The sequence below is a fragment of the Micromonospora sp. NPDC051196 genome, assembly GCF_040682415.1.
In the GTDB taxonomy this organism is placed as follows: domain Bacteria; phylum Actinomycetota; class Actinomycetes; order Mycobacteriales; family Micromonosporaceae; genus Micromonospora.
Map to the genome: position 1 here is coordinate 19,363 of NZ_JBFBAY010000018.1, position 13,369 is coordinate 32,731.

General features: G+C 70.1%; 11 protein-coding genes. 9 read left to right on the forward strand and 2 right to left on the reverse strand.

Going from position 1 to position 13,369, the window contains the following annotated elements; translation table 11 throughout:
- Window positions 1-91 precede the first annotated feature (91 nt).
- Together AB0M35_RS25460 and AB0M35_RS25465 are read left to right on the forward strand one after the other, a co-directional pair.
- Window positions 92-955 (forward strand): MaoC/PaaZ C-terminal domain-containing protein, encoded by an 864-nt coding sequence (locus tag AB0M35_RS25460; protein WP_363748427.1) that lies wholly within the window; start codon window positions 92-94, stop codon window positions 953-955.
- 250 nt (window positions 956-1,205) lie between these two features.
- Entirely contained in the window at window positions 1,206-1,979 is a 774-nt protein-coding gene (locus tag AB0M35_RS25465) for a hypothetical protein (RefSeq protein ID WP_363748428.1), read from the forward strand.
- 69 nt (window positions 1,980-2,048) lie between these two features.
- Here the strand turns inward: AB0M35_RS25465 and AB0M35_RS25470 are convergent, their stop codons facing one another.
- On the reverse strand, window positions 2,049-2,651 hold the full coding sequence (locus AB0M35_RS25470; RefSeq protein ID WP_363748429.1) for a DUF998 domain-containing protein: 603 nt from the start codon (window positions 2,649-2,651) through the stop codon (window positions 2,049-2,051).
- 99 nt (window positions 2,652-2,750) lie between these two features.
- Window positions 2,751-3,332, reverse strand: a complete 582-nt coding sequence (locus AB0M35_RS25475; RefSeq protein WP_363748430.1) for an NADAR family protein — start codon at window positions 3,330-3,332, stop codon at window positions 2,751-2,753.
- Window positions 3,333-3,496: 164 nt separating this feature from the next.
- On the opposite strand from AB0M35_RS25475, the gene AB0M35_RS25480 reads away from it, so the two are divergent.
- The 7 genes from AB0M35_RS25480 (at window position 3,497) to AB0M35_RS25510 (ending at window position 13,366) form a co-directional block, all read left to right on the forward strand.
- Window positions 3,497-4,147 carry an SAVMC3_10250 family protein gene (locus tag AB0M35_RS25480; RefSeq protein ID WP_363748431.1) on the forward strand — a complete coding sequence of 217 codons (651 nt, stop codon included), beginning with the start codon at window positions 3,497-3,499 and terminating at the stop codon, window positions 4,145-4,147.
- The gene (locus AB0M35_RS25485) at window positions 4,148-7,498 is read left to right on the forward strand and encodes a serine/threonine-protein kinase (protein ID WP_363748432.1); all 3,351 of its coding nucleotides are present in this window, start codon (window positions 4,148-4,150) and stop codon (window positions 7,496-7,498) included.
- The gene (locus tag AB0M35_RS25490; protein WP_363748433.1) at window positions 7,486-8,313 is read left to right on the forward strand and encodes an SAM-dependent methyltransferase; all 828 of its coding nucleotides are present in this window, start codon (window positions 7,486-7,488) and stop codon (window positions 8,311-8,313) included. Before AB0M35_RS25485 ends, AB0M35_RS25490 begins: the two co-directional genes overlap by 13 nt.
- Before the next feature lie 335 nt (window positions 8,314-8,648).
- Window positions 8,649-9,272, forward strand: a complete 624-nt coding sequence (locus AB0M35_RS25495; RefSeq protein WP_363748435.1) for a response regulator transcription factor — start codon at window positions 8,649-8,651, stop codon at window positions 9,270-9,272.
- Between the two features lie 13 nt (window positions 9,273-9,285).
- Entirely contained in the window at window positions 9,286-10,356 is a 1,071-nt protein-coding gene (locus tag AB0M35_RS25500) for a hypothetical protein (protein WP_363748436.1), read from the forward strand.
- 11 nt (window positions 10,357-10,367) lie between these two features.
- Window positions 10,368-11,723 (forward strand): S8 family serine peptidase, encoded by a 1,356-nt coding sequence (locus AB0M35_RS25505; protein ID WP_363748437.1) that lies wholly within the window; start codon window positions 10,368-10,370, stop codon window positions 11,721-11,723.
- A 29-nt stretch (window positions 11,724-11,752) separates the two neighbouring features.
- Window positions 11,753-13,366, forward strand: coding sequence for a ricin-type beta-trefoil lectin domain protein (locus AB0M35_RS25510; protein WP_363748439.1), 1,614 nt, complete (start codon window positions 11,753-11,755; stop codon window positions 13,364-13,366).
- The last annotated feature ends 3 nt before the right edge of the window (window positions 13,367-13,369 follow it).

Consider the following 13,369-nt stretch of genomic DNA (forward strand, 5'->3'; position numbering starts at 1 on the left):
ACGGTACTGTGCTGCCGAGCACACCGTCAAGGGATTCCCAGGCCCGCTGACCAGCAGTTTGGTAGATCCAGACGCAGAATCGAGGTTCCCCATGACCCTGAGTGCCGACTGCGAAGCGCTCGGAGAAGGCTCCTCCCTCGCCGCACTGCGCCATTGGCGGTGCACTGCCGAACGGCGCTGGAGCGGCACGGACTCGCTGCTGTACGCGCTCGGCGTCGGTGCCGGACAGTGCGACCCCGCCGCCGAACTGCGCTTCACCACCGAGAACTCCGCCGGTCACCCACCGGCGGTACTGCCGACCTTCGCGACCCTGCTCGCGGCCGATCCGCCCCCGCTCGGCGATCCGGCGACCGTCCGCCATGCCGAACAGTCCCTGCGACTGCACCGCGAACTGCCCGTCGCGGGCACGGCCCGCACCACTGCCGCCGTGACCGCTGTGCACGACCAGGGCAGCGGCGCCCTGGTACGCGTCGTCTCCCGGATGAGCGACGTGCACGGCCGCCCACTGGCCACCGCCACGGCAGGCTTCTTCGTCATCGGTGCTGGCGGCTTCGGCGCCGACCGGGCATCCGCCCCTTCCCGGCCGGCCCCCACCGGGCCGCCCGACCATGAGATCCACTACGCGGTGCCCAGCGACCAGGCCCTGCTCTACCGGCTCAGCGGCGACCGCAACCCACTGCACAGCGACCCGACGGTCGCCGAACGCGCCGGCCTGCCGCAGCCCTTGCTGCACGGACTCTGCACGTACGGCTACGCGGGGCGTGCCCTGCTGCACACGATCGCCGGATCGGACCCGGCCCGGCTGCGCGGCATCGACGCGCGCTTCACCGCACCCGTGTTTCCCGGCGGCACCCTGACGGTCCGGATCTGGCGGCGCCGCCACGGGGCTGACTTCCGGGTCGTGGACGGCACCGGCCGGGTCGTCCTCGACCGGGGCGCAGCCTGGGTGCGGTAGTCAGCGGGTAGCCGGCGCCCACGCGAGCGCAGCTTCCCATTCATCGAAGCTGGAGCAGCCGTAGGAATCGAATGTCTGCTATATATGGGAACGCTTCCACGGCTGGGCGGCGAGGTGCGGTGGAAACCGCGTCCCGCTGGCCGACCCGGCTACCAGCACCATCGCGCCTCGAATGTCACGTGGGCCGACGTTGGGCGGCCCGTCCTTCCGGCACGCTGCGGTGCTGGGAAACCAAGTCATGGAGGAGAACATGCGTAATCTTCTTGCCGCATTGACAGCTCTGATGCTTGGCGTCACGTCCGGCAGCGTCCCGGCCGACACCGCGAGCGCCGCACATCGCGGCTCCTGCGCCCGACACCTGCTCTTCTGCGAGGACTTCGAGCACCTGCCGCGCGGCGGTGCCAGCACCCTGAACTGGGGCATCGACACGCGCAACGGCACCCTCACGGTCGAGCGTGCCCATCGGGGCAATCAGGTGCTGCACATCCACACCATCGACAACGGACGCGCGTTCCTGCGCGTCGACGACTTCGCGGCACCGGGCAACCGCTTCTACGGCCGGATGCGGCTGCGCGTCGACGCCTTCCCCACCGGCCCCGACTGGGCGCACTTCACGCTCGTGGAGGCGACCGGCACCGGCAGTACGGAGATCGTCCGGCCGATCGGCGGCCAGTACGCACCCACGGTCCCCGGAATCTTCTGGGGCGTGGGCGCCGATGGCGGGCCGACCGGCGACTGGACCAACTGGCGGGAGTCCGCACCGGTCGTCGAGGACACCTGGCAGTGCTTCGAGTGGAAACTCGACCCGGCAGACAATCGCGTCGTGGTGTGGATCGACGGGGTGGCGAACCCGGAGCTCACTGCCTCCACCATGGACCACGGTGGCAACGACGTGCCGTTCATCCTGCCGACGGTGAACACCGTGAAGATCGGCTGGCAGCTCTACCAGGGCGGCACCACGCCGGGCGAGTTCGACCTCTGGATCGACGACATCGCTCTTTCCACCAAGCGCATCGGCTGCTGACCCGGGCAGAAGGGCAATCCGCAGGCATGCGGGGTGGGCAACCGCTGCGCTCAGGTGCGGGTCTGCGCCCTAGCTCAGCCCGAGCGCCAGCGCGGTGAAGAGCGCGGCGAGCCAGCCCCATCCCGGAATGATCATGGCGCGCTGAATGAGGCCGATGCGCGGTGACACCTGCTCCCAGGCTCTGCCGAACTGGCCGAGGCCGAGGAACAGGGCCACCGCGAGACAGCCCGAGGCGACTCGCCAGGGCGTCGCGGGCAGCGTGAACGCGCTGATGGTCGCGGAGAGAGGCAGAGACAGGAAGACGACGGCGCCGGCGACGTCGTGCAGCCGGTGCCCGATGCTGTGCTGCTCGGGTATCCCGGTTGGAGCACCCGGCGGGTATCCGAGCATCGGGTCCATTCGGAACACCCCGGAGGCGACAAGGCCGAGCCCGAAGATGATCAGAACCACACCGAGCAGGGCGTTCGGGCCCTCGATGACCACTGCGAGGGCCCCCGCCGTGATGGCGGAACCACAGACCAGGAAGTTGGCCGTCTGGATCCAGCCTCGCCTGCCGAGCGCCAGCGCACTGACCGGGTGGCGTACTGGCGCGTAGTCCGGTCGGCTCCCGCCGTCGATGAGGAACACCAGCACGAACAGCGCTGCTCCGGCGGCACCGACCCACAAGCCCATGTGGTCCTACTTCCCGCTGCGTGCCGGAATCTCCGGCACCGTCAGTACATCGAACGCGCTGCCGGCCGGCACAGTGCCGATGGTCATGGCGCCTTCGGCTCAGGGAGAGGCGCCGGACCCCGCAGCGTCGCGCTGGCTCGCGCGGGCCTGCATGAGTGCGAAACCGAGCAGGTTCAACCCCCGCCACCGGGCGGGGTCGCTGGCGTGTGGATGGTCGGCGGCGAGGCCGATGCCCCAGACCTGGTCGAGTGGGCTGGCCTCCACCAGCACCCGTTCGCCGGTGCCGAGCAGATAGCTACGCAGAGCCGAGTGCTGGTCGAACTTGGCCATGTTGCCGGCCACCACGACATCGAATCGGTGGCGTTCCCATACCTGCTGGTCGAAGCCGGCAACCCGTCGGCCCAGGGTCTTCGCCTCCTGCGGAGACAGCACGGTCAGGATCTGGGCGGCCCTTGCGTGGTCGTCGAAGAGGATCGCCTTGCGCCACATCATGTAGTGCTCGGCGGTGGCGAAGCGTAACCCGTCGAGGGTGACCGGCGCCGGCCACCACTGACTGAGGCATCCGGCGCCGATCCGGCCGTCGGCCTGCGGCTGGTGGCCCCAGAAGAACAGGAAGTTCACCCGCGAACCCGTACGCACGGTGGCGGTCAGCTCGGCGACATTGCTCACGGACGTGACCATGCCAGCGAGTGTGTCGCACCGCTACCACCACCGCACCATCATTTCGCGGCGATGGGGGCAGACGAACGGATCCATGCGGGACAGTCGTACGCCCCGTGCCGCCCCCTGGGAGACCACGCTCACCGATAGGATCGTCGTGGTGGCGATGCGTGTGGGGGGCGCCTGTGTCGATCCGGTACTACGTCTACGTCAGTGACAGTAAGGTCGACATGCTGCTCGCGCAGGTGGACCCGGCGTTCACCCGTAAACGCACCACCGAGCTGAGCCTGAACCTGACCGTCCTGGCCGGCAAGCGAGCCTCGGAGACACCCGAGGGTGGCGAGCGTACGGCGCGCCTGCAGCGGGTGGTGCGCTACCTGGAGGAACACGGCGACCTCGGGACGGTCGACGAGCCCGGTCAGTTCTTCTGGGGATTGTTGCCGCTGCGCTGGGGGCCTTTTCCCACCGAGCCGACCCTGGTCTACTTCGGCGGTGCCACCGAGCGCACCGTGCTCGGGCTCGGCGGGTCGGGTAACCACGTGCTGGGCGCGCCCGCCGCGACGGCGTCCGGGATGCCCCGGTCGTTGACACCGTCGTTGCTGGCCGGGCTGCGTACCGACCCGGAGATCAGCGCGCTGGCCGAGGTGATCACGCAGGAGGACGAGGCGCAGGAACGCGACGCCCTGACTGCGGTGCACCGGGCCAACGAGGTCATGCCGGGTCCCCACCAGAACCTGGAGTTCGTCGCCAAACGCCTGCTGCACGGGCCCAGCCCCACAACTGAGGGCTTCGACGTGCTGCTCGGCACCCCGCTGTACGTGGCGCTGGTCGACTAGATGTGGTCCCCGGGGGACGTGCTGCTCGGGACGTACGAGGTCCGCGAGGTCATCGACACCGGCGGCATGGGTCTGGTCTACCGGGTGTGGCACCGCCAGTGGGGGATCGAGTTGGCGGTCAAGACACCACGCCAGGAACTGGTCACCTCCCCGGACGACGTACGGCGGTTCGAGGCAGAGGCCCAGGCCTGGGTCGATCTCGGCGTCCACCCGCAGGTGGTCAGCTGCGCCTACGTGCGCCGCATCGACGACGTTCCCCGGGTCTTCGCCGAATGGGTCGACGGCGGCAGCCTGGCCCAGGCCGTCGGCGACCGCTCGCTCTACCGTGATGGCCACCGTTCCGCGGTTCGCCGCATCCTCGACGTGGCGATTCAGTGTGCCTGGGGTCTTGGGTACGCGCACCACAGAGGGCTGGTGCACCAGGACGTCAAACCCGCCAACGTCATGCTCGGCCAGGACGGCGCCGCGAAGATCACCGACTTCGGGCTGGCCAACGTCCGGGTACCTCAGAGCGGGCAGGAGTCGCTGTCCACGGCCAACGGCATGACCCCGGGGTACTGCTCGCCGGAGCAGGCCCGGGGCGAGCGCCTCGGCCACGCGACCGACGTGTGGTCGTGGGCGGTGAGTGTGTTCGAGATGTTCGCCGGCCGGCCGGCGACCCTGTTCGGGGCTGCGGCAGCCGGTGCGTTCACGCAGTTCCTCGACACGGGTGCGGAGGATCCGGTCCTCCCCGCGCTGCCGCCGAGCGTGGCTGACCTGCTGCGACGCTGCTTCGCCGAGGACGCCGCAGCACGCCCGGCGGGGTTCGACGTCATCGCCGACGAACTGTTGGAGGTCTACTTCGACACGGTGTTCACGCCGTACCCACGGCAACGCCCCGAGGAGGCGCCACTGCTGGCCGACGGTCTGTCCAACCGTGCGTTGTCCCTGCTGGACCTCGGGCACGTCGACCAGGTCGACCAGTTGTGGGAGGAGGCTCTGCGGGTCGATCCGCACCATCCGCATGCCACCTACAACCGGGGCCTACGCAGGTGGCGCTCGGGGCAGCAGACCGACCGCGAACTGATCACGCAGTTGGAAGCGGCGCGCCTGAGCCAGAAGGGCGACCGGGTCGTCGACCATCTGCTGGCCCTCGTGCACATCGAGCGCGGGGACAAGGATGTCGCTGTTCGACTGCTACGTGATCTGCCGGACGGGCCGGACACCGCCGCTGCGCGCGCGGCAGCCGACGCCGTACCGCAACGTCCTGTCTCGGTAGGGCCGAGCCCGACGTACCTCGACCAGCGGCACCCGTTCGCCCTCAGCGCCGACGGGCGGTTGGCTGCGGTGACGTTCCGTGATCGGGACTTGCGGGTGTGGTCGCTGGCAACCGGGCGAATAGTGCAGCAGCTCACCGGCCACGCAGGCGGCATCGAATCGGTGTCGCTCAGCGCCGACGGCCGGGTCCTCGTGTCCTCGGACGACGCCGGGCAGGTCCGGGTGTGGGACACCACCAGCGGCGGGTGTGACCGTCTGTTCGACGTACCACCGGTCGTGGCCCGGTCGGTCGCGGTGAGTCCCGACGGGACCGTGGTCGTCGCCGTCGGAGACGACAGATCCGTACGCCTGCTGGGCGACGCGGTCCACGTCGTCGGCCGGACCGCCGTCGAATCCGCCGCGCAGTCCATGTCGCGCCATGGCGTGGTGGTGGCGGTGACCGCCGAGAACCAACGGGTGGTCGTCTTCGACGAGTGGACGTGGCAGCTACAGGTCTTGGACACCGCCACCGGTGAGCTGTTGTGGTCGGTCGGCGGCCTGCGGCCGCACTGCACCATCAGTGCCACCGCGCGGTTCGCCCTGTCCGCCACGCAGGACGACCGGATGTGGCTGCTGGACCTGACCGCCTTCCAGATCACCGACCTCGGCAGCGCCGCACTGTGGAACAACGGCTTCAGCTGGCTCGCGGTCAGCGACGACGGCCGAACCGCAGCCAACGCGTTCGGTCGCTTCGTCCAGGTGTGGCGCCTCGACCAGTTGCGGTGCGCGTTCACCACGGTGGTCGAGTCCCGCAACCCGATGCACGTCGTACTGGATGCGCACGGCCGCGTCGTGCTGGTCGAGCTCGGCCAGGGTGCTCCGGTGCGCACCACCACCGTCGTCCACGTTCCCGAGCCGGGGCCTGTCGCGCCGTGGAGCTACGCCCGCCCGCAACCCACCGATCACCTTGTCGGGAACGCGCTGGTGGCCGAGGAGAACCTCGACCTGGCCGACGACCTTCTCGAGACCGGGCGCCTGGCCGCAGCCCGGCGTCACCTTGACGTCGTGCGCCGGATGCCCGCCTACCGTCGGCACCCGCGTCTGCGGGCGCTGTGGCGCCGTATCGGCGCGTTCAGCGAGCGGACGGCATTCACGGGCGTGTGGCCCGCTCGCCGCTTCGAGGAGGCGCTGCCCGGCCATTGGGCGGTCACCCGGAACCTGCGCTACGCCTTCATCGAGTCGTTCCGCCAGGGTGTGCGCGTACTCGACCTGCGGACCGGTGAGATGTTGGACAGCCAGGACCGCCGTGAGATGTCGGTGGAGTACGTGACCGCCTGCGTCGACGACCGGCATGTGCGGGCGGAGGAGCGCGATCAGACGGAAGCCCTGTGGGATCTCAAGACGGCCCGGCAAGTCGGCGTGGTGGTGCGCGACGACAGCGGTGATCCGGTGCTGAAGGTGGACAACCCCACCTTCGAGTTCGTTCGCCGTGACGGCATCAGTGTCCTGTGCAACCGGGTGACCGGGCAGCGGGTGTGCGGGTGGTCGGCGTACCCGGACGAGCGCGTGATGCTCTCCGGTGACGTCGCGCTCCGGGTCAAGGACGACGGGCGTACGTGGGTCCTCGACGCCCATGACCTGAGCACTGTGCGTCGGACGCTTCTTCCCGCCGGTGAGCTGGTCCGGGTGCGGCGCAGTCACCCCGACGGTGCGATCGAGTCGACCGCCGAGGGGCCCCTGGTGGCCAGCGCCGACGGCCGGGTGGTCGCCGCCACCCGGCACCACTTCGCCAATGCTGGCGAGGTCGTGTTGTCCGTGGCGGGACGGCCCGACACCGTGATTCAGGTGGCCGACGAGGCGGTGGTGTCGATGGCGCTGTCCGCCGACGGTGACCTGCTGCTGGTCGCATCCCGCCGCCAGATCCGCCTGTGGCACCTGCCGACCGGCGAACTCGTCACCGAGGTCGAGTGCGGCCGAGACGTCCAGGCGGTGGAGCTGTCGCCCGACGGTAGCGGCTTCCTGGCTGTCCTGGGCTTCTTCCACGTCCAGCTCTGGGAACTGGACTGGGACTATCAGGTGCGGAATCCACGAGAAGAGGCGGCATGGCTGGAGTGAGTGACGACGGCGAGACCAAGCCGGCGACCGCGGCCCGGATCTACGACTACTTCCTCGGCGGCACCCACAACTTCCCGGCCGACCGCGAAGCCGCGCAGGCGATGCTCCAGGTGCTGCCGTTGGGGCCGCAGCTCGCCAGGACGAACCGGGCCTTTCTGCGGCGCGCCGTACGATACCTCGCTGAATCGGGGGTGCGGCAGTTCCTCGACGTAGGCTCAGGCATCCCCACCGAGGGCAACATGCACGAGATCGTCCAGCAGGTCGAGCCCGAGGCACGCGTCGTCTACGTGGACATCGACCCGGTGGCGGTCACGGAGAGCCTTGAGCTTCTCGACAGCAACCCGTTGGCGACCGCGGTCAACGCCGACCTGCGCGATCCACGGTCGATCCTCTCGCATCCACAGGTCACCGCGCTGCTCGACTTCGACCGGCCGATCGGCCTCGTGCTGGGTGCGGTCCTGCATTTCGTCTCCGACGACGAGACCGCCTACGACGCGGTGGGCCAGCTGCGCGCCGCGATGGTGCCCGGCAGTTACCTGCTCTTGTCCCATGCGACGGCCGACGAGGCACCACACGAGCAGGACGAGATCGACGTGGCCCACGACATCTACCGGCGCAGCACCGCCACGCCTCTCGGGCTGCGCACCAGGGCGCAGATCGAGCGTTTCTTCACCGGTCTCGACCTGGTCGAACCGGGCGTGGTGTGGCTGCCACTGTGGCGTCCGACTCCGGACGACCCGCAGTACTTCGCCGACGATCCGACGCGCAGCGCTGGCCTCGGTGGACTCGGACGGATCCCGCCACACCTCGAATAGCTTGCGACGCACGACTCGGCCGGCGCGATGCGCAGGTGCATGAGAGCCCGAGTTGACGACGCGTTGCCGCGGCCTCAAGCGATGAGCGAGTCCGGTGGTCGCGAAGCCCGCATGCGGTATATTGCACTCGACATTTCGACCGATGTCAACGAGAATGATGCGGTGGGTCGCCCGACTAGCTTATGTGCCGCGACAAATACCTCTCGACGGTGAACTGGTGTTGAAGGCTGTCGGGTTTTCCACTCTGGCTGTGCTGATCAGCACGTGGACCTTGCACGCGAGTGTGCGTCCTCAAAGGAGACAGGACTCACCTCTACCCTTGGGAAGGGCCTTTCGTGGCGGAGACGCGCGTACTGGTGCAGGCGACCGACCCGCTGGTGGGAGTGGGCCTGTCCAGCTACCTGGCCATGCATCCCGGCATCACCGTGGTCGAAGCGAAGGACCGTGACTCGTTCGATGTGACCATTGTGGCGGCAGAACGTTTCACCGCCGCGACAGTCAGGGCACTTCGCCTGACGGCCGCGACTGCGGCGCGACCAGTGGTGCTCGTCATCACCGACATCGACGAAGCGCAGCTGATCACGGCGGTGGAGTGTGGGGTGGTGGCCATACTTCCCCGAGCTTCGGTGAATCAGGAACGACTCGTGCAGAGCATCCAGGCCGCCGAGTCCGGCGGGGGGATGATGCCGCCGCACCTCATCGGCAGCCTGCTCGAGCACTTCCGGCGGCTGCAGCGGGAGGTGCTGCTACCCAACGGCCTGACCCTGTCCGGACTGACCACCCGCGAGATCGAGGTACTACGGCTGATGGCCGACGGGCTGGACACCACCGAGATCGCCGAGGAGATCCGGTATTCCGTGCGGACGGTGAAGACGATCATTTACGGCGTCATGGACCGATACCAACTCCGTAACCGCTCGCACGTGGTCGCGTACGCGGTGCGCGCCGGTCTGATCTGAGGAACCCCCACGAATGAGGCTGGTCCGGATCCTGGTTGTGCTCGGCGCTGCCCTGTTGCTCGGGCAGAGCCACCCGTCGCCGCCCGCCTCCGCGGCCCCGGCCAGCCCGGCACCTACCCGCTACTGGGTGGTGGGTGAGCCCCGGGACGGGCAGCGTGAGTACCTCTACCAGATCGCCATGCAGGCGCTTGCCGACGGCAATCGTTACGCGGAGATCCTCGACCTCAACCGGGATCGGATCCAGCCCGACGGCGGCCGGCTCACCGACGCGCTCACGCCGCTGCGCCCTGGTTGGATCTTGGAACTTCCGCCGGACGCCCAGGGCCCAGGGGTACGCACCGGCGCGTTGCCGGTGCCGAAACAGGACCAGCCGAACCCCGCTGCCGGTCGTGGCGGCCTCTTCACCTACCTGCTTCCGGCCACCGGCGTGGTGGTCGCGGTGGTCGTGTTCAGCCTGCTCCGCCGTGCCCGCCGTACCGTACCCCCGGTTGTGCCCGCTCCGGTGGCGCCGGAGCTGCCACCGCCCGGGGCGATCCAGCTCACCACGGACCTTGAGCCGATGACCGGGGAGCCGGGTCACCGCCTCGACGTCCGCCTGCTCGGCGCGGACCAACAGGCGGAGGTGACGCCGTACGCCTGGGTGGAACACGACCCCCCGCCGGAAGCGCAACTTCCGGTCGTGCTCGGTCTCCGTGCCGGCCGGCGACTGATGCTGGACTTGGCCGCCGTGCCGGACGTCCTCACGATCACCGGCCGGGCGGCGCTGGTCCGACCGCAGGCGATCGACCTGATCGAGCAGTTGAGCAGGGCGGGCGTGACGGTGGTCGCGGTCGGCGACGTGCTCGGCGACGACCCGCCCAACGGCACCACCTTGGCAGCGGACTTCGACACGGCCGCCACCGTCGTCGAACAGATCCCCGGCCCGGTCGTGGTCGTCTGCGGCGGTCTGCGTGGCGCGCAGTTGGCCGCGGCCCGCAGCCTGGCGCCTCGGACCGCGCACCGGGCGGTGCCGGTGCTGATCGGTGAGGTGATTCGCGCCCGCTGGTCGGTAACGGTGAATCGGGTCAGATCGGTCACGACATGAAAGGGTCCGCGGTGGCGATCAGGCGCACGCGCGCAGCCTGCCTCACAGCTCTCGTACTCATCCTGGGCCTGCTGCTCGGAGTGGCTCCGGCAAAAGCGGCCGACGACCAGGTCAAGTACTACCAGGTGACGGTCGCCGATCAGTCCGCCTCGGACGGCCTCGCGCGGATCGCCGAGCGGTTGCTCGGCGAACCCGCCCGGGCGGAGGAGATCTACCGGCTGAACTCGGGGCGACGGCAGCCGGACGGGCTCGCATTGTTGGACACCCGGCAACTGCGGGCAGAGTGGCTGCTCGTCCTCCCGTGGGACGCGGCTGGTGACGGGGTGCGGATGGGGGCCCTGCCAGCGGGATCGGCGGGACCCTGTCCACGCTCCGGTGCCGGTCAAGGCTGCGTCTCACCGCTCCCGGCGCCCGGGCCCCGCTCCGACTGGGCCGGAGAACGGATCACCACCGCGCAGGCATGGGCCAGGACGCAGGGCGACGGCGTGATGGTCGCGGTCGTCGACTCCGGTGTGGACGCCCGCACGCCGCAGCTGCGGGGACGGGTCGCCCTCGGCGCCGACGTCACGTCGGGCACGGCACCCGGCAACCTCGATCGACTCGGCTCCGGCACCGCCATGGCCGGCATCGTCGCCGGTTCCGGCAGTACGCCCGGAATCGCGCCCGCGGCCACGATTTTGCCCCTGCGAGTGATCGGCGACCTGCCGCGAGCGGACCCGGCCCAGGTTGCCACCGCCGTCGAGATCGCGGTGACCGCCGGGGCTCGGGTCATCGCGCTCGGTAAGTTCGCCGACCTGTCCGACACCGCAGTGGCGGCCGCCGTCCGCGCCGCGACGGCCCGTGACGTTGTCGTGGTCGTACCGGCCGTCAGCGTCGGCGCCGAAGCGATCACGCTGCCCGGTGGTCTGCTCCGAGTGGGCGGCACCGGACCGGAAGGGCAGCGGGTGGGCGACTACCAACCGGATTCCGTCGACGTGACGGCACCGGGAATCGACGTGCGGGTGCTGACGCCGGTCGGGATCAAGCCCCGTTCCAGAAGCGGTTCGGAGTACGCCGTCGCGTTCGTCGCCGGCACGGCCGCGCTGGTCAGAGCCGCCCACCCTGACCTCGACGCGGCGGCGGTGGCGCATCGCATCAAGGTCACTGCTGACGGCGCCTCGGCCGGCGTACCCGATCGCCGCATCGGTTGGGGATCCATCGACCCGGACGCCGCGGTGGGCGCCGTCGTGCCCGGCGAACAGGCGGTGCGCCCGGCCGCGAAGACCGGCGGAACCGGTCTCGCGTTGTCGGCGGCCACGGGCGTCGGCGTCGTCGCGCTCGCCGGTGCGGCGTTCCTGATCCGTCGCCGGATACGGAAGCGCGCGTGAACTTCAATTCCTCCGAAAGGGCGGACGCCATGTCGATCAGCAGGTACGTGCCACGCGTCGCGGCGGCGGTGGTCACACTCCTGGTGGCGACAGCCGCCGCACTCCTGGTCGCGGTGGTGACCGGGCCGGCGTCCGGCGAGCAGGGCAGGCGCGGGACCGGCGTGCCGGTCAGCCTGGTCACGACGATCTCCACCGCCGCGCTGTCCTGTCCGATCCTCACCCCGGCCCGGATCGCCGCCCAACTGGAGGTGGCCTCTGAAGTCGACCCCCAGGCGCCGCGTGGCATCGCGGCACTGTCCGATCAGGTCTGGACAACCTGGCGGCCGTCCGTCGCCACGAGCCCCACCGATCCGGAGGCGAGCATCACCGCGCTGGCCCGGCACATGTGCGACCTGTCCGGACAACTACGCCTGGCGGGCATCGGCGCCGGCCGGTGGGAGTTCGCGTTGGCGGCGTACGAGGTCGGTCTCGAATCCGTACGGTCGGCAGGCGGCATTCCCGACTCGGCGGTCGAATACGTGGAACGGGTGTCGGAGTACGCCGAGTGGTACTCCCACCAGCCGGATCTCGCCCTGGCACGGCCGGCGCCCTCCGGTGCGATCGGTGGGACCGAGCCCGGCGCGGACACCCCGCCCGTGCCGGTTCCGGGTGAGTACGTCCGGGCCGTCCTGTCCGCGGGCCGCCGTTGCGGCGAGGTCACCCCCGCGCGGATCGCCGGCCAGCTGATGGCGGCCTCGGCATTCAACCCCAATCTGTCCGGCGCGGACGGTGGTCAGGGCATCGCACAGTTCGCGCCAGCCGTCTGGGAGCGGTACGCCCCTGCTGCCCGCGCCGCGTCCCCCTGGGAACCTCTGCCGGCCATCGACGCGCTCGGTGTGGTCATGTGTACGTTCGTGACCCAACAGGCCCGGCCCGGCGCTGACGCGTACGACCTGGCGCTGGCCGCGTTCCGCTGGGGACCGGACGCGGTGCAACGGGCCGGGAAGGTGCCGGACTCGGCGGCGCTGCGCGGCTTCATCGCGCTGGCCCACCGGTACGCCCAGACCTATCAGACCGACCCCCGGCTGGGTGGCCGGCCAGCTGGCGGGCTCGCGACCGGGACGCCGTCGGCCGGTCGTCCCACCGCCGGCGGATCGTCGGCCACGCCGTCGACCAGCCCGCCGGACCTCGCCACACCGGCACGTCCGGCCGCCACCCCGAGCAGCCCGCCACAGCCTGCCGGCACGGCATCGCGCGCCCCGGAATCCCGGCCGGTGGGCGCGGCCAGACAGATCGTCGGGCATGGCAGCGGCCGCTGCATCGATGTGACCGACGGGGCCTATCTGAGCAGGCCGCACCTGCAGATCTGGACCTGCGACGGTGGCGGCCCCATCCAGGCCTGGACCGTTTACGACGACGGCACGATACGCGCCTTCAAGCGTTGCATGACGGTGGGCGGTGGATCCGTCCGCAACGGCGCGCCGATCACGTTGGAGACCTGCACCGGAAGCGCCAACCAGCGGTTCACGCTCAACAATTCCCACGACCTGGTGAACGCGGGCAGGTGCGTCGACGTGACCGACCACGGCACCGGCAACGGCACCAGGTTGCAGCTGTGGGAGTGCGGGGGCACCGACAACCAGAAGTGGAGTTGGAAGCGCTGAACC

Bases quoted from the DNA above. Each gene is read 5' to 3' on its own strand.
- AB0M35_RS25510 (WP_363748439.1), top strand. From the start codon at position 11,753: ATGTCGATCAGCAGGTACGTGCCACGCGTCGCGGCGGCGGTGGTCACA.
- AB0M35_RS25500 (WP_363748436.1), top strand. From the start codon at position 9,286: ATGAGGCTGGTCCGGATCCTGGTTGTGCTCGGCGCTGCCCTGTTGCTC.
- AB0M35_RS25460 (WP_363748427.1), top strand. From the start codon at position 92: ATGACCCTGAGTGCCGACTGCGAAGCGCTCGGAGAAGGCTCCTCCCTC.
- AB0M35_RS25465 (WP_363748428.1), top strand. From the start codon at position 1,206: ATGCGTAATCTTCTTGCCGCATTGACAGCTCTGATGCTTGGCGTCACG.
- AB0M35_RS25475 (WP_363748430.1), bottom strand. From the start codon at position 3,332: ATGGTCACGTCCGTGAGCAATGTCGCCGAGCTGACCGCCACCGTGCGT.
- AB0M35_RS25485 (WP_363748432.1), top strand. From the start codon at position 4,148: ATGTGGTCCCCGGGGGACGTGCTGCTCGGGACGTACGAGGTCCGCGAG.
- AB0M35_RS25470 (WP_363748429.1), bottom strand. From the start codon at position 2,651: ATGGGCTTGTGGGTCGGTGCCGCCGGAGCAGCGCTGTTCGTGCTGGTG.
- AB0M35_RS25490 (WP_363748433.1), top strand. From the start codon at position 7,486: ATGGCTGGAGTGAGTGACGACGGCGAGACCAAGCCGGCGACCGCGGCC.